Origin of the sequence: Streptomyces sp. NPDC048565 (assembly GCF_040650935.1) — a bacterium.
Lineage (GTDB): Bacteria > Actinomycetota > Actinomycetes > Streptomycetales > Streptomycetaceae > Streptomyces.
This window is the reverse complement of sequence record NZ_JBEZIH010000014.1, coordinates 12,192-28,652: the sequence shown is the minus strand read 5'-3', so window position 1 is coordinate 28,652 and position 16,461 is coordinate 12,192. Positions and strand designations below refer to the sequence as shown.

Here is a 16,461-nt window from a genome sequence, read left to right as displayed (position 1 = left end):
TCCGCGCCATCAAGCGAGGTGACCCCTCAGTGCTCCGGGAATCCATCAGCTCCGTCGTGCTCGGACTCGTCCTGTCCTGGGTCGTGCTCCGCTTCCTGCCCGGCCGGCTCCCGTCCCCCCGCGTGGTGTTCCTCACGGGTGGCCTCGGCGCCCTGTTCGGCGCGTATCTGACGCATTCGACGCTGGGCTCGGGCCATGTCCTGGCGACGCCCACCGGCGCGGTGCTGGTCGGAGCGGTGACCCTGTCGCTGCTGATCCGCCCACGCGGCAGCCGCCCGGTGCGATCGGCCGCGGCCCAGTAGAAGCCCCCGGCCGGGACGGGTCAGGCCGCGAGACCGAGCGTGGCCATCCGCTTGGTGTGCGCCTCGGTGATCCGGGAGAACATCCTGCCGACCTCGGCCAGGTCGAAGCCGTCCGCCACGCCGCCCACGAGCATCGTGGACAGCGCGTCGCGGTCCGCGACCACCCGCTGCGCCTGCGAGAGCGCCTCGCCCATCAGCCTGCGCGCCCACAGGGCGAGCCGACCACCGAGGCGGGGGTCGGCCTCGATCGCGGCCCGGACCTTCTCGACCGCGAAGTTCCCGTGGCCTGTGTCGTCGAGCACGGACAGGACGAGGGAGCGGGTGTCGGTGTCGAGGCGGGCGGCGATCTCCCGGTAGAAGTCACTGGCGATCGAGTCGCCGACGTACGCCTTGACCAGGCCTTCCAGCCAGTCCGACGGGGCCGTCTGGCGGTGGAAGTCGTCCAGCGCCTTGGCGAACGGCTCCATGGCGGCGGTCGGATCCTCGTCGACGGAGGTGAGCCGGTCGGTCAGCTGCTCGAAATGGTGGAATTCGGCGGACGCCATCTTCGCCAGTGCCGCTTTGTCGCCGAGTGTCGGCGCGAGTTTCGCGTCCTCGGCGAGCCGCTCGAAGGCCGCCAGCTCCCCGTAGGCGAGCGCGCCGAGCAGATCCACGACAGCGGCGCGGTACTGCGGTTCGACGGACGCGGTGGCCCAGTCCTGAGCGGCGATTCCGGTCGGTGCGGGCGCTTCGTCGGATACTTCAGTGGCGTTGTCAGGCGTCTCCATGAAGCGCAGAATAGCCCGCCGGGGACGGTACGGAAGGGCCTGGCCAGCGGGAGACATCACACCGTTCCGATGAATTCGCCCAACACGCATGCGCAAATCCGGGGTACAGTGGTATTGCGCTTACTGAGCATTTTGCTGTGCCAGGAGCGCGACCTTGAATGAGGATGCCCGGTCGGTGGCCCGATCGGCTCCGACCCGACAGCCCTCCGCGCCGGCCGTACACCACGTACGACCGCAGATGAGGGGCCCCCTCAGCGGCACGAGCGCTCGAGCGACGGCAGTGGTCCCGCGCCACCCGGCCCATCCACGGCCGGATGACCAACCCCGGCACGGTACGACCCCCAGCGTTCGCCTCGGGCCGCGTCTCACAGAAGAGGCAGCACCCTGACTACGTTCCGCGACCTCGGAATCCTTACCGAGACAGCCGAAGCCCTAGAGGCGGTCGGCATCATGTCCCCCTTCCCCATCCAGGAGATGACGCTCCCCGTAGCGCTCTCCGGCTCGGATGTCATCGGCCAGGCCAAGACCGGCACGGGCAAGACGCTCGGCTTCGGTCTTCCGCTCCTGGAGCGAGTGACCGTCCCCGCCGACGTCGAGTCCGGCCGCGCCGCGCCCGAGAAGCTGACGGACGCGCCGCAGGCCCTGATCGTCGTTCCCACCCGTGAGCTCTGCCAGCAGGTCACCAACGACCTGCTGACCGCTGGCAAGGTGCGTAACGTCCGCGTTCTCGCGATCTACGGCGGCCGGGCGTACGAGCCCCAGGTCGAGGCCCTCAAGAAGGGCGTCGACGTGGTCGTCGGCACCCCGGGCCGGCTGCTCGACCTGGCGGGCCAGCGCAAGCTGGACCTCTCACACATCCGTGTCCTCGTCCTCGACGAGGCAGACGAGATGCTCGACCTGGGCTTTCTGCCCGACGTCGAGCGCATCATCACCATGCTGCCGCCGAAGCGCCAGACGATGCTGTTCTCGGCCACCATGCCCGGTGCCGTCATCAGCCTCGCGCGCCGCTACATGTCGCAGCCGACGCACATCAACGCCACCTCGCCCGACGACGAGGGCACGACCGTCAAGAACACCGCGCAGCACGTCTACCGCGCGCACAACATGGACAAGCCCGAGATGGTCTCCCGCATCCTCCAGGCCGAGGGCCGCGGACTGGCGATGATCTTCTGCCGTACGAAGCGGACGGCCGCCGACATCGCCGACCAGCTGGAGAAGCGCGGCTTCGCGTCCGGCGCGGTCCACGGCGACCTCGGCCAGGGCGCCCGTGAGCAGGCGCTGCGCGCCTTCCGCAACGGCAAGGTGGACGTCCTCGTCTGCACCGACGTCGCCGCGCGCGGGATCGACGTCGAGGGTGTGACGCATGTCATCAACTACCAGTCGCCGGAGGACGAGAAGACCTACCTCCACCGCATCGGCCGTACCGGCCGCGCGGGCGCCAAGGGCATCGCGATCACGCTGGTCGACTGGGACGACATCCCGCGCTGGCAGCTGATCAACAAGGCCCTGGACCTGAAGTTCCCGGACCCGCCGGAGACGTACTCCACGTCCCCGCACCTGTACGAGGAGCTCCGCATCCCGGCCGGCACCAAGGGTGTCCTGCCGCGCACCGAGCGGACCCGTGCGGGTCTGCGCGCGGAGGAGGTCGAGGATCTCGGCGAGACCGGTGGCCGTGGCCGCAAGTCCGCCCCCGCCGCCTCCTCGGCTCCCGCTCCCCGCGAGGAGCGCGCGCCGCGCACCCCCCGTCAGCGTCGTCGCACCCGGAACGGCAGCGTCCTCGACGAGTCCGCCGCCGGCACGGTGCCCGCGCCCGCCGGTGAGGCTGGCGGAGAGGACGCGGCCGAGCCGCGCACCCCGCGCCGTCGGCGCCGTACCCGCGCCGTAGCCCCTGAGGCTGTGACGGAGGCCGCGGTGGCCGTGGCCGAGACCCCGGCCGCCGAGCCGGCGCCGGTCGTCGAGGCCGCACCGGTGGCCGAGGCCGAGCCGGCCGCGGAGGCGAAGCCGCGCCGTCGCCGTGCACGTGCCACGAACACGCAGCCCACCACCGCAACCACGCAGCCGGCCGCCACGCAGGCCGCCGCCGCTCCGGTGGTCGACTTCCAGACCGTGGCCGTCACCGCGCCCGTGGCGGAGCCCGTGGCCACCAAGCCGCGCCGCCGTACCCGGGTCGTGAAGCCGGCCGACGAGGTCGACTTCCAGATCGCTCCGGCCTCCGAGCCGGTGTCCGAGACCAAGCCGCGCCGCCGTACGCGCGCCGCCGCCAAGCCGAAGTCCGAGGCAGTGGCCGTCACCACGACCACCGATGACGCGGCGGAGACCAAGCCGCGCCGCCGTCGGCCGCGCGCCGCGGTCGCGGAGAAGGCGGAGAGCGCCGCGGTGACCGAGACCGTGACGGACGGCGCTGCGGCACCGGCGAAGCCGCGCAGGCGCCGTTCCCGCGCGGCGGTGTCCGCCGAGGGGACGACCGAGGGCTGATCCCGGCCGCAGTCACTCCCGTACGGCCCCGGTTCCCGCACTGCGGGGGCCGGGGCCGTACGGCTGTCCGGGCGCGTCCGGGACGGCGGCGATAGTCTCGGGCCCATGAGCAGGCCGCCCACCTTCACCCCGCCCCCCTGTGCCCGTGCCCGCGTACTGCGTACCGAGCGCGGGGACTTCGCCGTGCTGGACGCCGCACCGCCGACGGGCGCACACTCCACCGCCCTTCTGCTGCCCGGGTACACCGGCAGCAAGGAGGACTTCATCGCGCTGCTCGAACCCCTCACCGGGGCCGGCTTCCGGGTGCTGTCCGTGGACGGCCGAGGGCAGTACGAGACCGGGGCGGCGGGACGGGAAAGCCCTTACACACAGGTCGAGTTGGCCCGTGATGTGCTGGCCCAGGCAGCCGCAGCCGATGCCATGCCGCCCGGCGGTGTCCATCTGCTGGGGCACTCCCTGGGCGGCCAGATCGCCCGTGCGGCGGTGCTGCTGGACCCGGCGCCCTTCCGCTCGCTGACCCTGATGTCCTCGGGCCCCGCCGAGATCGACCCCGCCCAGCAGAAGAAGGCGCGGCTGCTCAGCGACGCGCTGGGCCGCTGGAGCATGGACGAGGTCTGGCAGCTGATGCGCGCGATGGACCCGCCCGAGGACGCGGACACCGGCGGCGGCGATGACATGCGCCGGCGCTGGCTGCGGCACGACCCGGCCCAGCTGATCGCCACCGGCGCACAGCTCTCCTCGGAGCCTGACCGGGTGGACGAGCTGGCCGCGCTGCCCCTGCCCGTGCATGTGATCTCGGGCGAGCGCGACGACGTCTGGCCGGTGCCGCAGTTCGACGACATGGCCAGGCGCCTCGGCGCCCGGCGCACCGTGATCGAGGGCGCCGAACACTCCCCCAACACGGCGAGGCCGAAGGAGACCGCGGCGGCCCTCGTCGCGTTCTGGAACCACGTCTGACTCCACGTCCGAAGCCGCGCCCGATCCCGTGCCCGGCTCCGCGTCCGGCTCCACGTCCGGCTCCGTCAGTACTGCGCCTGGAGGTGCTGCCAGAAGCCGTCGCGCAGCGCTCGGCGCAGATGGGCATGGCCGCGCAGCGAGTGCTGGAGGAGACGCTCGGCCTCGACGAGCAGGTCCTGGTCGACGGAACCCGGCAGGTAGGGGTGCCCCGGCAGCAGATCGGCGAGGGCGTCACGGCCGCGCGACGAGAGCCATCCCGCGGCGATCTGCGCACCGACGAAGCGGACGTCGTCGCGCGGCGGTGTCGGACCGTCGTCCTCGTACATCGTGACGGAGCGCCGCGTCACGTACGGGCGGCAGAAGTCGAGGTCGAAGGTGCGCTGGCTGTCGACCTCCCAGAGCAGCGGCTCGGCCTGGTTGCGGCCCTCGCCCGCCTCGATGCCCCAGAGGTGGACACGGGCGCCGTAGCCCTGGGCGGCCTCCACGGCCGATACGAGGTCCTCGTCGCCGCCGACGAGTGCCGCGTCGCTGATGGCACGGTGCCTGGCGAGCGACTCAAGGTCGGTGCGGATGAGTGAGTCGACGCCCTTCTGCTGGTTGTTGGCGTTGAGGTTGCCGAGCCTGACCTTGACGTCGGGGAGTTCGGCGATGGACTGCTGCTCGACGGTGTGGATCCTGCGCCTCGCCCCGTCGTACCAGTACACGCGCAGCAGCCTGCTGTCCGCGAAGATCGTGCGGGCCTTGTCGATGAAGGCCTCGATCAGCCCTTCCGCGTCCAGGTCGAAGGACCGGCGGTCCTCGGTGCCGGTGACGAGCAGCCCGGCCGCCGCGTAGACGTACCCCGCGTCCACGAAGATCGCGTGGGTGGAGGGGGTCTTCGACACCTCGGCGAGCACGCGCTGGAGCAGCTCGTTGGTGCGGTCCAGCTGCTCGCGGATGCCCGGCGCTTCGTCCGTCCATGTGTCCGGACTCATACGGACCTCATTGTCCGCGCATGGCTGATTACCGACGGGTACTTAGACATCCAAAAAATTTCCTTAGCGTAGGGAATGTTTGCGTACGGCAAGCCGTTGAACCTCCTGAGGAGCGCGAGACAGGCAGATGCCTTGTGCTCCCCATCCTTGCGGACGGCCAGCCCGTCCTCCCAGTAGTTCTCCAGCAGGAGGATCAGACGAAGGGAAGCCATATGCGCTTCGAGATCATGCGACTCGACGATGTCGACGGTACCGCCGTGGACAGCACCGTCGTGGACGCCGCCTCCGTCAACCGGATCGTGCAGCAGGCCGCGGCAATGGGCCAGCGCATCTACATCCGGCCGGCCGACACGTCGGCTTCGTAACACCTTGTATCGCTTGGCGTCGCTGGTTTCGAGCGGATGACGAGCTGAAGATGAAGCGCCCCCGCACGGAAGGCCCGTGCGGGGGCGCTGTGCGGTCCGGGCCCTGCGGACCGGACCGTGTGCCGGGCTGTACAGGGCCTCGGTCACCTCAGGAGTTCTGGATGACCTGGGTGACGCCGTTGATGATCTGCTGCACGGCGATGGCCGAGAGCATCATTCCGGCGAGCCGGGTCACCAGGACCACGCCGCCTTCCTTGATCACACGGATGATCAGCAGCGAGTACCGCATGGTCACCCAGAGCACGAGATGCATCGCGAGGATCGCGGTCCAGACCGAGATCTGACCGGCGGTCCCGTCGGCGTTCTGCACCGCGAGGATCACCGAGACGATCGCCCCGGGCCCGGCGAGCAGCGGCATGCCGAGCGGCACGAGGGCCACGTTGACGTCCTTGGTCTGCGTCGGCTCGTCCGTCTTGCCGGTGAGCAGGTCCAGCGCGATGAGCAGCAGGAGGAGTCCGCCCGCGATCATCAGCGCGGGTACGGAGACATGCAGGTAGTCGAGGATCTGCTGGCCGAGCAGTCCGAAGACGGCGATCACGCCGAACGCGACGGCCACGGCCTGCAGGGCCATCCTGCGCTGCGTCTTGGCGGGGCGGCCCGCGGTGAGGGCCAGGAAGATCGGGGTGATTCCGGGCGGATCCATAATCACAAAAAGGGTGAGAAAAAGGGATCCGAAGACAGCGATGTCGAACACGGTGAGCCTTGCGAGAGAAGAGGGGCCGAACAGGAGGAGGTGCGCACCGGCGCGCCATGAGGACACCGGGCGCACGTGGATGCGACGGGGGAGGTGCGGAGGGGGCTCCCGTTACGCGGGTGCGGGTCCGCCGGCGCCCGGCACGGGGAACGCTCCCGTGGCGCGCCGGGTGATCTCGCCGTAGATCTCGGGGTCGGTGGTGTACTCCCCGAGCCGGACGGTCTTACGGGAGCCGTGGTAGTCGCTTGACCCCGTGGGCAGCAGCCCCAGCTCGGCGGCGAGCCCCCGCAGCCTGGCCCTGGTGGGCTCGTCGTGGTCCATGTGGTCGACCTCGATGCCGTCGAGCCCGGCGGCGGCCAGCCGCGCGATCACGGCCTCCGGCACGACCTCGCCGCGCTTGACGGCGAGCGGGTGGGCAAAGACGGTGACGCCGCCCGCGGCCTTGACCAGCCGGATCGCATCGAAGGGGTCGAGCTCGTGCTTGTCCGCGTAGGCGCGTCCACCGTCGCCCAGCCAGGCCGGGGTGAAGGCGTCGGAGACCGAACCGACGACGCCGAGCTCCACGAGTGCGGTCGCGACGTGCGGGCGGCCGACCGAGCCGTCTCCGGCGATCCGTGCGACCTGCTCCCAGCTGACCGGGACGCCCAGCTCCTGAAGCTTGCGGACCATGGCCTGCGCCCGGGGCACCCGGTCGTCCCGGACGAGCTCACGCTCACGGGCGAACTCGGGCTCGGCAGGGTCGAAGAGGTAGGCCAGCATGTGCAGGCCGATGCCGTCGACGCGGCAGGAGAGCTCGGCGCCCGTGACGAGCGTCAGGCCGTCGGGGAGGGCGGCAGCCGCCTCCGCGTGGCCCCGCACCGTGTCGTGGTCGGTCAGGGCGACGACGTCGAGGCCCGCAGCCGCGGCCTCGGCCACCAGCTCGGCGGGGGTGTCCGTGCCGTCCGAAGCGGTGGAGTGGGTGTGCAGATCGATGCGCACGACGTACTCCGGGGCTCGCGGACGGACAGGGGACGCTCAAGGATAACCGCCGGACATCACCCCTCAGGACCCCTGCCACCTGGCCCGGATCAGGGCGGTGTGAGCAGCCGGGGGGTGAGCGCCCCGCAGGGCAGCAGGTCCACTTCGCCGCCCGCCTCGCGCAGGTCGGTCAGCACCAGCTCGTCGTACATCAGGAGCCCGGACTGCTCGGGCCAGACGATCGCCCAGAGCCACAGGCCGCGTGCCTCACCGGCGAAGACCGCCCGGTCGGCGGGGGCGTTCCTGACGTGCCAGAGGGCCGTGGGGTGGCCGGCCGCGATCACCTTGGCGTCCGGGGCCGTATCGATGCTCAGCCCGGAGCCGGGGTCGGGGCCGTCGATGCCGGCGTAGCGCGCGCCGAGCCCGACGCCGAGCTCCTCGGCGACGAGCAACAGCTCCCCCATGCCTCCGAGTGGCCCGGGGCCCGAGCACGCGACAACGGTGGCCCGGCCGCCGCTGCGGTCGTCGCCCGCGTACGCCGCGCCTGTGAACAGCCAGCCCACCGGGAGCGGCCAGGGCATCCACACCGGCACCTCGGCCCGGTGGACCACCACCCCCAGCGCCTCGACGCTGGGCGGGACCACCGGCTGCATCGGGTGCACCTCGCCGTGCGCCGCGCACTGCCAGGCATCGGCGAAAAGGCCGGGCGCCCTGACCCGGCCACCGCACTTCGGGCAACTGGGTTCGCCCCTCATACCGTCCAACCGTCCTCTCCGGCCGTCGCCGCGTCAAGGACGATCACCCGTCCGCAGCGCGGCTCCGACCGGCAGAGATAGATGCTAGTTGCACTTATTAGAATGTCTAACTTATTCTGTGCATAACGCAACGATCTAGCGGAGAGCGAGAGAACCATGCAGGGAGAGGATCCGTTCGACGAAAGGGCGACGAGCCTGCTGCGTCAGCCGAAGGCCGTCTGGGCCACGGCGGGCGCCTCGGTCGTGGCCTTCATGGGGATCGGTCTCGTGGACCCGATCCTGCCGTCCATCGCCAAGGGGCTCGACGCCACACCCAGCCAGGTGTCCCTGCTGTTCACCTCGTACTTCCTGATCACCGCCGTCGCGATGCTCGTGACCGGCTTCGTCTCCAGCCGCATCGGCGGACGCAAGACGCTGCTGGCCGGCCTGGCGCTGGTCGTCGTCTTCGCCGCGCTCTCCGGCACGTCCTCGTCCGTCGCCGAGCTGGTCGGCTTCCGGGCGGGCTGGGGCCTGGGCAACGCCCTGTTCGTCTCCACCGCCCTCGCGGTGATCGTCGGCGCGGCCGCCGGGGGCAGCGCGGCGGCGATCCTGCTGTACGAGTCGGCGCTCGGCCTCGGCATGGCCTGCGGGCCCCTGGTCGGCGCCCTGCTCGGTGACGCCAGCTGGCGCTATCCGTTCTTCGGCACCGCCGCCCTGATGGCGATCGGGTTCCTCTGCATCACCGCGTTCCTCAAGGAGCAGCCCAGGCCGGCCCGGAAGACCTCACTGCTCGACCCGGTCAAGGCGCTCGGTCACGGCGGTCTCGCCTCGGTGGCGACGTCGGCGTTCTTCTACAACTACGCGTTCTTCACGATCCTGGCCTTCACACCGTTCGTGCTCGACATGTCGCCGTACCGCTCGGGTGCGGTGTTCTTCGCCTGGGGTCTGCTGCTCGCCGTCTTCTCGGTGCTCGTCGCACCGCGCCTCCAGCGGCGCTTCGGCTCGCTGAAGGTGGTCGGCGGCTCCCTGGTGCTGCTCGCCGCGGACCTGCTGGTCCTCGGGTACGGCAACCACACGACGGCCATCGTCTGCACCATCGTCTCGGGTGCCTTCATCGGCATGAACAACACCGTCTACACCGAGCTGGCCCTCGGCGTCTCGGACGCGCCGCGCCCGGTGGCGAGCGCCGGTTACAACTTCGTCCGCTGGTTCGCCGCGGCCGCCGCTCCCTACCTCGCTCCGAAGATCGAGGAGTGGAGCGACATCCACATGCCGTTCGTCGTCGCCGCCGTCGCGGCGCTCGTCGGCGCCGGGGTCATCGGAGTCCGGCGTACGGCACTGACCCACGAGGCACAGGAGCTGGAGCCGCGTCACGCCACGGAGGACGGCGTCACCGTCTTCGCCGACTGACGGCGCCCGTCACGCCGCGGGCGGCCTGAAAACGGGTCAGCGGCGCCGTCAGTCCAGCGCCACGGACGCGCGCAGGGGATCGCGCAGGTCGGTGCCCTGCGTGAGCCAGCGCTCCTGGAGCTCCTGCGCGCCCCTGACCCGTTTCCAGGCCGCCTCGTTGTGCGTCATCGGCAGCAGCGGCAGGAAGCGCACCGGCTCCATCGGAGCGTCCAGCTCCAGGTCCTCGACCAGGCCGCCCGGCTCGGCGACCAGGACCGAGCTGAAGGGCGCCCCCGTCCACAGTGGCTGCCCGAGGTCCAGTGACGCCCCCGGGGCCACGATCAGCCCCTCTACCTGCGGGGAGGCCGCCAGGACCGCGAGGGGCCGCAGCACCTGGTCGGTGTCGGCGAGCCCGGCCCGCACGGACAGGACCAGCTCGGCGCGCGGTCCCTTCACGGGGTCGGCGAGCGGCGAGGTCGGATCGGCCATCGGCTGCGCGGACATGCCGAGCGTGGCGTAGCGCACCACATCGCCGTCGATGAAGCGGAGCACCTCGATACGGTCCGTGCCAAGGAACGTCACATCGGCACGTGCGTCCGGCTCGCCCAGCGCCGTACGGAGCCGGGCCTCGGCCAGATCAAGAATTTCTCCCATGCCGCGAGCATAGAACGCGCACCGAACGGGCAAAGGAAGGGATTGGCTCCTCACCTGGCTGGTAGCCTGAGGCGTCGGCCGGGACAGCACGCAGAAGCGTCGCTCTCAGTCCTGGCAACACGTGATCCCCTACGGGGGACCGGCCGGAGGAGGTGGGGCTGCGGTGGATCCAAGTCGACCGTGCAGTACCGACCGCCCTTCCGCAGGACGCCTTCCTTCTGTGGTCTGACGCCCTTCCCGGCCGTCACCACGGCAGTTCGCGCACCGGAAGAGCCCCGCGTTTTTGCCTGTCTGTAGCGAACGCCGTCACCGTGCCCGTGCGGTGCCGCCCGCTTTGCGGACGTGAGCACACGTCCCCATTCCGGGCTGTTCCACGCGCCCACCGACGGCCCTCCGTGAAGAGGAGCCAGCCATGTCGATGATCCGTGACCTGCGCGCCGCCGTGCGCCCGTCCCAGCGCAAGAGCAACACCCCGTACAACAGCTACGACGCCACCCGCGACCCGTCCGCCTCCAGCGCCGTCGTCGACTGCGCCGTCTACCGGGACGGGCGCCGGCTCACCGAGGCGACCGGCCTGACCCCGCGCGAGGCGATCCTGCGCGTGCGGGAGCAGGGCGGCTTCGCCTGGATCGGTCTGCACGAGCCGACCGAGGAGGAGTTCGCCGGTATCGCCCGGGAGTTCGGCCTCCACCCGCTGGCCGTCGAGGACGCGGTCCACGCCCACCAGCGGCCCAAGCTGGAGCGGTACGACGACACGCTGTTCACCGTCTTCAAGACGATCCACTACGTCGAGCACGCCGAACTGACCGCGACCAGCGAGGTCGTCGAGACCGGTGAGGTGATGTGCTTCACCGGCCGGGACTTCGTGATCACCGTCCGGCACGGCGGACAGGGCTCGTTGCGCGCTCTGCGCCACCGGCTCCAGGAGGACCCCGAGCTGCTCGCCAAAGGTCCCTCCGCGGTGCTGCACTCGATCGCCGACCATGTCGTCGACGGCTACATCGCGGTGGCGGCCTCGGTGCAGGACGACATCGACGAGGTGGAGATCGATGTGTTCTCCACCCCGTCGAAGGGCGGCTCGCGCGGGTCGGACGCGGGCCGGATCTACCAGCTGAAGCGCGAGGTGCTGGAGTTCAAGCGCGCCGTGTCGCCGCTGCTGCGGCCGATGCAGCTGCTGAGCGAGCGCCCCATGCGGCTGGTCGACCCCGACATCCAGAAGTACTTCCGCGATGTGGCCGACCACCTGGCCCGCGTGCACGAAGAGGTCATCGGCTTCGACGAGCTGCTCAACTCGATCCTCCAGGCCAATCTGGCGCAGGCGACCGTCACGCAGAACGAGGACATGCGCAAGATCACGTCCTGGGCGGCGATCATCGCCGTACCGACGATGATCTGCGGGGTGTACGGCATGAACTTCAAGCACATGCCCGAACTCCGGTGGACGTACGGCTATCCGATGGTGCTGGCGCTCATCGGTGCCGTCTGCTTCTCCATCCACCGCACGCTCAAGCGCAACGGCTGGCTCTAATAGGGTGCGTGCATGACTGCTGCTGACGTGTTGCTTGCCCGGGCTCTCGTCGAGGAGGCCACCAAGAAGTCCGGCCTGATCTGGGTACGGGGCACCGGCCCCTCCCGGGCGCTGTGGCACGTGTGGCACGAGGGCACGGCCGTGCTCGTGGGGGACGGCCCCGGGGAGCAGCCGCTGCCCGCCGGTGTCGACGCGGGCGCCGTCGCCGAGGTGACCGTGCGCAGCAAGGACAAGGGCGGCAGGCTCGTGGTCTGGTCCGCCGCCGTCGAGGTGCTGGAGCCGCACTCCGAGGCCTGGGAGGCGGCGGTCGGCGAGCTCAGGGGCAAGCGGCTGAACGCCCCGGACGCCGACCTGATGACGGAGCGCTGGGCGCGTGAATGCCGGATCGTACGGCTGACGCCCGGTGAATCCCGCACGGACCTGCCGGGGACCTCGCAGGCCGCGCCGCCGCTGCCCACCGGGGCGACCACCCGGCACACGGCGCCGGCCGCGCTCCCCCGGCTGCTGCTGAAGCGCCGCGGGAAGCGCTGACCGGCTCCGTCACCCGGAGGACCTGGGCAGCTCGCCGCCGTAGTCGACGGTGGCGTTCTCGGCCGGTGCCTCCAGCGGGAAGGACTTGCCCCAGTCGGCGAGGGTGACGGTCCCGCCACCGCCACCGCGCGCCACCCGCAGGGGGTACGGAGTGCCCTTGAGGGAGACGTCCAGTGCGCCCCCCTCACCCTTTCCACCCAGGATCTGCACGGTGCGCACCCCGCCGATCGTGTCCCGGTCGCCCTTGCCGACCTTCCCGTGCAGGGTCAGCATGCCGTCGAGCAGCGTCTCCTTCTCCGTGAAGCCGCGCAGCTGCTTGTAAGTGGGGTCGTCCTCGGGGACCTTCACGTACTTGCCGCCGAGCTTGTCGGCGGCCTGGTCGCTCGTGTCGTCGGCCTTCTCGGCCTTCCAGAAGCCCGCGTCGGCCTTGAGGAAGAGCTCGTCACCGACCCTCAGCAGCGCGAACGTGTTCTTCTTGGCGGTGACCGATCCCGTGCCGCCCTTGCTGCTGAGCTGCATGTCCAGGGCGTACGTGCCGCCCTTGCTGACCAGTTTGCCGGTGAGCCGCACGGCGTCCGCGCCATCGGCGGCGGCCCGCGTCTTCTTCTCGATCCGTGCTGCCGTCAGCTTGCCCACACCGTTGGTGCCCTCGTCCGGGTCGTCACCCGCGCAGGCCGTGAGTGCGACGGTCAGCCCCGCGCAGAGCACCACGGCGAAAGCGGTCCGGCGGCGGGCCCGGACGGCCGGGGCAAAAGAGGTCACGGCGCACTGCCTCTCGTCTGTGTGTCGGGGTTGGCAGACGGCAGCGTACCCGTGCCGCGTACGCCGTTCGGCAGAGCTCCGTACGGACGGCCCGTAACGAGCTCACCCGCGATTGACGCCTTGACGGCGCTGACAATCGCGGGTGAGCTCGTCAGGGCGTCACGGACCGGTACGGGCTAGCCTGATCACGGCAAAGGAGGACGTGAGGGACAGAGGGAGGCGCACAGGATGGCGGCAGTCACTCCCCGGGTCTTCGTCTCGCACCTCACCGGCGTACCGGTGTTCGACCCGTACGGTGACCAGGTCGGCCGGGTCCGCGATCTGGTGGCGATGCTCCGGGTCGGCGGGAAGCCGCCACGACTGCTCGGCATGGTCGTCGAGGTCGTGAGCCGGCGGCGGATCTTCCTGCCGATGACCCGGGTGACGGGCGTCGAGTCGGGCCAGGTCATCACCACAGGCGTGGTTAACATGCGGCGCTTCGAGCAGCGCCCGACCGAGCGACTCGTCCTCGGCGAGTTCCTTGACCGGCGGGTCCGCCTCAAGGAGACGGACGAGGAGGTGACCGTCCTCGACGTCGCCATCCAGCAGCTCCCGGCCCGCCGTGACTGGGAGATCGACAAGTTCTTCGTACGCAAGGGACGCGGCGGAGCCCTGCGCCGCAAGGGCGAGACGCGGACCGTGGAGTGGTCGGCGATCAGCGGCTTCTCGCTGGAGGAGCAGGGGCAGGGCGCCGAGAACCTGGTGGCGACCTTCGAACGGCTGCGCCCCACCGATGTCGCCAACGCCATGCACCATCTGACGCCGAAGCGCCGCGCCGAGGTCGCCGCCGCGCTGGACGACGACCGGCTCGCCGACGTCCTGGAGGAGCTCCCCGGTGACGACCAGGTGGAGATCATCGGCGAGCTGGAGGAGGACCGCGCCGCGGACGTCCTGGAGGCGATGGACCCGGACGACGCGGCCGACCTGCTCGCGGAACTGCCGGAGGCTGACAAGGAACGGCTGCTGGCCCTGATGCGCCCGGACGACGCGGCCGATGTGCGGCGTCTGCTCTCGTACGAGGAGCGGACCGCGGGCGGGCTGATGACGACCGAGCCGATCATCCTGCGGCCCGACGCGACGGTCGCGGACGCGCTGGCCAGGGTCCGCCAGCAGGACCTCTCCCCCGCGCTGGCCGCACAGGTGTACGTGTGCCGGTCGCCGGACGAGACCCCCACCGGGAGATATCTGGGCACCGTGCACTTCCAGCGGCTGCTGCGGGATCCGCCGTTCACCCTGGTCAGCTCGATCGTCGACAGTGATCTGGTTCCCCTGCCGCCGGACACCGAGCTGCCCGCGGTGACCAGCTATCTGGCCGCGTACAACCTCGTCTCGGCGCCCGTGGTGGACGAGAGCGGCTCGCTGCTGGGCGCGGTGACCGTCGACGACGTACTGGACCACCTGCTGCCCGACGACTGGCGCGAGACCGACTTCCAGGGCGAGGAGGAGATCACCGGTGCCGGCTGAGGACCGCGCGAGGGCGGCGGCGACGGGTGCGTCGGGCATCGTGCGCCCGCCGCGTTCCCGGCTCGACCAGCCGCGGGCTCCGAGGCGCCGGCTGCTGCCCGAGTACGACCCCGAGGCGTTCGGCCGGTTCTCCGAGCGCATCGCCCGCTTCCTGGGCACCGGGCGGTTCATCGTCTGGATGACCCTGATCATCATCCTGTGGGTCGCGTGGAACATCATCGCCCCGAAGGAGGTCCGGTTCGACGAGTATCCGTTCATCTTCCTGACCCTGGCACTCTCCCTCCAGGCCTCGTACGCGGCCCCGCTGATCCTCCTCGCGCAGAACCGCCAGGACGACCGCGACCGGGTCACCCACGAGCAGGACCGCAAGCAGAACGAGCGCTCGATCGCGGACACGGAATACCTCAGCCGCGAGATCGCCGCGCTCCGGATGGGCCTCGGGGAGGTCGCCACGCGGGACTGGATCCGTTCGGAGCTGGAGGCCATGGTGAAGGACATGGAGGAGCGCCGGATCCTCCAGCGGCCCGAGAGTGACGAAGCCGACCGCTGAGGGGCTACCCACGCGTAGCCCCCGGCGCCGTATCGCCCTCCCGTCGCCCACCACCGCCCTTTCAGGGAGCGCTGCGCGCACCCGTACTATCGTTGTATGGCTACGGAAGACGCGGTGCGTGAAGCGCTGGCGACAGTGAACGACCCGGAGATCCACCGACCGATCACCGAGCTGGGCATGGTGAAGTCGGTCGAGATCGATCCTGACGGTGTAGTCGCTGTCACCGTGTATCTCACGGTTTCCGGCTGCCCGATGCGCGAGACGATCACCAAGAACGTGACCGACGCGGTGGCCCTCGTCGAGGGCGTGTCGCGGGTCGAGGTCACGCTCGACGTGATGAGCGACGAGCAGCGCAAGGAGCTCGCCTCCTCGCTGCGCGGCGGCACGGCGGAGCGGGAGGTGCCGTTCGCCAAGCCCGGCTCGCTGACCCGCGTCTACGCGGTCGCCTCCGGCAAGGGCGGCGTCGGCAAATCCTCGGTGACGGTGAACCTCGCGGCGGCGATGGCGGCTGACGGCCTCAAGGTCGGCGTGGTCGACGCGGACATCTACGGGCACAGCGTGCCCAGGATGCTCGGCACGGACGCCAAGCCCACCCAGGTCGAGAACATGATCATGCCGCCGTCCTCGCACGGCGTGAAGGTGATCTCCATCGGCATGTTCACCCCGGGCAACGCCCCGGTGGTGTGGCGCGGTCCCATGCTGCACCGCGCGCTGCAGCAGTTCCTCGCCGATGTGTACTGGGGCGACCTGGACGTCCTGCTGCTCGACCTGCCGCCGGGCACGGGTGACATCGCGATCTCCGTGGCGCAGCTCGTCCCGAACGCCGAGATCCTGGTCGTCACGACCCCGCAGCAGGCCGCCGCCGAGGTGGCCGAGCGGGCCGGGTCCATCGCCGTGCAGACCCACCAGAAGATCGTCGGTGTGGTCGAGAACATGTCGGGCATGCCGTGCCCGCACTGCGACGAGATCGTCGACGTGTTCGGTACGGGTGGCGGGCAGCGGGTCGCCGAGGGGCTGACGAAGACGGTCGGCGCCGAGGTGCCGGTCCTGGGGTCCATCCCGATCGACGTACGGCTGCGTGAGGGCGGCGACGAGGGCAAGCCCATCGTCCTGTCCGACCCCGACTCCCCCGCGGGCTCCGCGCTGCGCTCCATCGCCGACAAGCTGAGCGGCCGTCAGCGCGGCCTGTCGGGTATGTCGCTGGGGCTCACCCCGCGCAACAAGTTCTGAAGCACGCACAAGGGTGGGGCGGCCTCCGG

The 16,461-nt window shown here is 70.7% G+C and carries 17 protein-coding genes; 10 read left to right on the top strand and 7 right to left on the bottom strand.

What is annotated here, in order from left to right:
* The first annotated feature begins 29 nt into the window (after nt 1-29).
* Nucleotides 30-302: a hypothetical protein gene (locus AB0C75_RS18380; RefSeq protein ID WP_362891962.1), complete on the top strand. Its 273-nt coding sequence runs from the start codon at nt 30-32 to the stop codon at nt 300-302.
* A gap of 20 nt (nt 303-322) precedes the next feature.
* On the opposite strand, the gene AB0C75_RS18375 is transcribed toward AB0C75_RS18380, so the two are convergent.
* Nucleotides 323-1,069: a ferritin-like fold-containing protein gene (locus tag AB0C75_RS18375; protein ID WP_362891960.1), complete on the bottom strand. Its 747-nt coding sequence runs from the start codon at nt 1,067-1,069 to the stop codon at nt 323-325.
* Between the two features lie 450 nt (nt 1,070-1,519).
* Between AB0C75_RS18375 and AB0C75_RS18370 the strand changes: the two genes are divergently transcribed.
* Both AB0C75_RS18370 and AB0C75_RS18365 read left to right on the top strand, forming a co-directional pair.
* Nucleotides 1,520-3,544 (top strand): DEAD/DEAH box helicase, encoded by a 2,025-nt coding sequence (locus AB0C75_RS18370; RefSeq protein ID WP_362891958.1) that lies wholly within the window; start codon nt 1,520-1,522, stop codon nt 3,542-3,544.
* Between the two features lie 105 nt (nt 3,545-3,649).
* A complete protein-coding gene (locus AB0C75_RS18365) occupies nt 3,650-4,501 on the top strand; it encodes an alpha/beta hydrolase (RefSeq protein ID WP_362891957.1) in 852 nt (283 codons plus the stop codon).
* A gap of 65 nt (nt 4,502-4,566) precedes the next feature.
* Here AB0C75_RS18365 and AB0C75_RS18360 read toward each other — a convergent pair whose 3' ends face one another.
* Complete coding sequence (locus AB0C75_RS18360; protein WP_362891955.1) at nt 4,567-5,475, bottom strand: NYN domain-containing protein; 909 nt, start codon at nt 5,473-5,475, stop codon at nt 4,567-4,569.
* A 212-nt stretch (nt 5,476-5,687) separates the two neighbouring features.
* Between AB0C75_RS18360 and AB0C75_RS18355 the strand changes: the two genes are divergently transcribed.
* Nucleotides 5,688-5,840 (top strand): hypothetical protein, encoded by a 153-nt coding sequence (locus AB0C75_RS18355; protein ID WP_014154223.1) that lies wholly within the window; start codon nt 5,688-5,690, stop codon nt 5,838-5,840.
* A gap of 148 nt (nt 5,841-5,988) precedes the next feature.
* Here the strand turns inward: AB0C75_RS18355 and AB0C75_RS18350 are convergent, their stop codons facing one another.
* The 3 genes from AB0C75_RS18350 to AB0C75_RS18340 form a co-directional block, all read right to left on the bottom strand.
* Nucleotides 5,989-6,594, bottom strand: a complete 606-nt coding sequence (locus AB0C75_RS18350) for a MarC family protein (protein ID WP_362891953.1) — start codon at nt 6,592-6,594, stop codon at nt 5,989-5,991.
* 111 nt (nt 6,595-6,705) lie between these two features.
* Nucleotides 6,706-7,572 (bottom strand): PHP domain-containing protein, encoded by an 867-nt coding sequence (locus AB0C75_RS18345; protein WP_362891951.1) that lies wholly within the window; start codon nt 7,570-7,572, stop codon nt 6,706-6,708.
* A gap of 89 nt (nt 7,573-7,661) precedes the next feature.
* Nucleotides 7,662-8,306: a DUF6758 family protein gene (locus AB0C75_RS18340; RefSeq protein ID WP_362891949.1), complete on the bottom strand. Its 645-nt coding sequence runs from the start codon at nt 8,304-8,306 to the stop codon at nt 7,662-7,664.
* A 156-nt stretch (nt 8,307-8,462) separates the two neighbouring features.
* Here AB0C75_RS18340 and AB0C75_RS18335 point away from each other — a divergent pair, with 156 nt between their 5' ends.
* A complete protein-coding gene (locus AB0C75_RS18335; protein ID WP_362891947.1) occupies nt 8,463-9,695 on the top strand; it encodes an MFS transporter in 1,233 nt (410 codons plus the stop codon).
* Between the two features lie 48 nt (nt 9,696-9,743).
* Here AB0C75_RS18335 and AB0C75_RS18330 read toward each other — a convergent pair whose 3' ends face one another.
* Nucleotides 9,744-10,328, bottom strand: a complete 585-nt coding sequence (locus AB0C75_RS18330; protein WP_362891945.1) for a suppressor of fused domain protein — start codon at nt 10,326-10,328, stop codon at nt 9,744-9,746.
* 412 nt (nt 10,329-10,740) lie between these two features.
* Here AB0C75_RS18330 and AB0C75_RS18325 point away from each other — a divergent pair, with 412 nt between their 5' ends.
* A complete protein-coding gene (locus AB0C75_RS18325) occupies nt 10,741-11,856 on the top strand; it encodes a magnesium and cobalt transport protein CorA (protein ID WP_362891943.1) in 1,116 nt (371 codons plus the stop codon).
* A gap of 12 nt (nt 11,857-11,868) precedes the next feature.
* Nucleotides 11,869-12,387: a hypothetical protein gene (locus AB0C75_RS18320; protein ID WP_362891941.1), complete on the top strand. Its 519-nt coding sequence runs from the start codon at nt 11,869-11,871 to the stop codon at nt 12,385-12,387.
* A gap of 9 nt (nt 12,388-12,396) precedes the next feature.
* On the opposite strand, the gene AB0C75_RS18315 is transcribed toward AB0C75_RS18320, so the two are convergent.
* On the bottom strand, nt 12,397-13,149 hold the full coding sequence (locus AB0C75_RS18315) for a hypothetical protein (protein WP_362891939.1): 753 nt from the start codon (nt 13,147-13,149) through the stop codon (nt 12,397-12,399).
* Between the two features lie 228 nt (nt 13,150-13,377).
* Between AB0C75_RS18315 and AB0C75_RS18310 the strand changes: the two genes are divergently transcribed.
* The 3 genes from AB0C75_RS18310 (at nt 13,378) to AB0C75_RS18300 (ending at nt 16,432) form a co-directional block, all read left to right on the top strand.
* Nucleotides 13,378-14,652: a CBS domain-containing protein gene (locus AB0C75_RS18310; protein ID WP_362891937.1), complete on the top strand. Its 1,275-nt coding sequence runs from the start codon at nt 13,378-13,380 to the stop codon at nt 14,650-14,652.
* On the top strand, nt 14,642-15,202 hold the full coding sequence (locus tag AB0C75_RS18305; RefSeq protein WP_362891935.1) for a DUF1003 domain-containing protein: 561 nt from the start codon (nt 14,642-14,644) through the stop codon (nt 15,200-15,202). Before AB0C75_RS18310 ends, AB0C75_RS18305 begins: the two co-directional genes overlap by 11 nt.
* A 96-nt stretch (nt 15,203-15,298) precedes the next feature.
* On the top strand, nt 15,299-16,432 hold the full coding sequence (locus tag AB0C75_RS18300) for an Mrp/NBP35 family ATP-binding protein (RefSeq protein ID WP_362891933.1): 1,134 nt from the start codon (nt 15,299-15,301) through the stop codon (nt 16,430-16,432).
* Nucleotides 16,433-16,461: the final 29 nt, after the last annotated feature.

What these genes read in the sequence shown, in the direction of transcription:
- AB0C75_RS18375 (WP_362891960.1), bottom strand. Translation starts at nt 1,069, where the DNA reads ATGGAGACGCCTGACAACGCCACTGAAGTATCCGACGAAGCGCCCGCA.
- AB0C75_RS18370 (WP_362891958.1), top strand. Translation starts at nt 1,520, where the DNA reads ATGTCCCCCTTCCCCATCCAGGAGATGACGCTCCCCGTAGCGCTCTCC.
- AB0C75_RS18365 (WP_362891957.1), top strand. Translation starts at nt 3,650, where the DNA reads ATGAGCAGGCCGCCCACCTTCACCCCGCCCCCCTGTGCCCGTGCCCGC.
- AB0C75_RS18360 (WP_362891955.1), bottom strand. Translation starts at nt 5,475, where the DNA reads ATGAGTCCGGACACATGGACGGACGAAGCGCCGGGCATCCGCGAGCAG.
- AB0C75_RS18355 (WP_014154223.1), top strand. Translation starts at nt 5,688, where the DNA reads ATGCGCTTCGAGATCATGCGACTCGACGATGTCGACGGTACCGCCGTG.
- AB0C75_RS18340 (WP_362891949.1), bottom strand. Translation starts at nt 8,306, where the DNA reads ATGAGGGGCGAACCCAGTTGCCCGAAGTGCGGTGGCCGGGTCAGGGCG.
- AB0C75_RS18335 (WP_362891947.1), top strand. Translation starts at nt 8,463, where the DNA reads ATGCAGGGAGAGGATCCGTTCGACGAAAGGGCGACGAGCCTGCTGCGT.
- AB0C75_RS18330 (WP_362891945.1), bottom strand. Translation starts at nt 10,328, where the DNA reads ATGGGAGAAATTCTTGATCTGGCCGAGGCCCGGCTCCGTACGGCGCTG.
- AB0C75_RS18325 (WP_362891943.1), top strand. Translation starts at nt 10,741, where the DNA reads ATGTCGATGATCCGTGACCTGCGCGCCGCCGTGCGCCCGTCCCAGCGC.
- AB0C75_RS18320 (WP_362891941.1), top strand. Translation starts at nt 11,869, where the DNA reads ATGACTGCTGCTGACGTGTTGCTTGCCCGGGCTCTCGTCGAGGAGGCC.
- AB0C75_RS18310 (WP_362891937.1), top strand. Translation starts at nt 13,378, where the DNA reads ATGGCGGCAGTCACTCCCCGGGTCTTCGTCTCGCACCTCACCGGCGTA.
- AB0C75_RS18300 (WP_362891933.1), top strand. Translation starts at nt 15,299, where the DNA reads ATGGCTACGGAAGACGCGGTGCGTGAAGCGCTGGCGACAGTGAACGAC.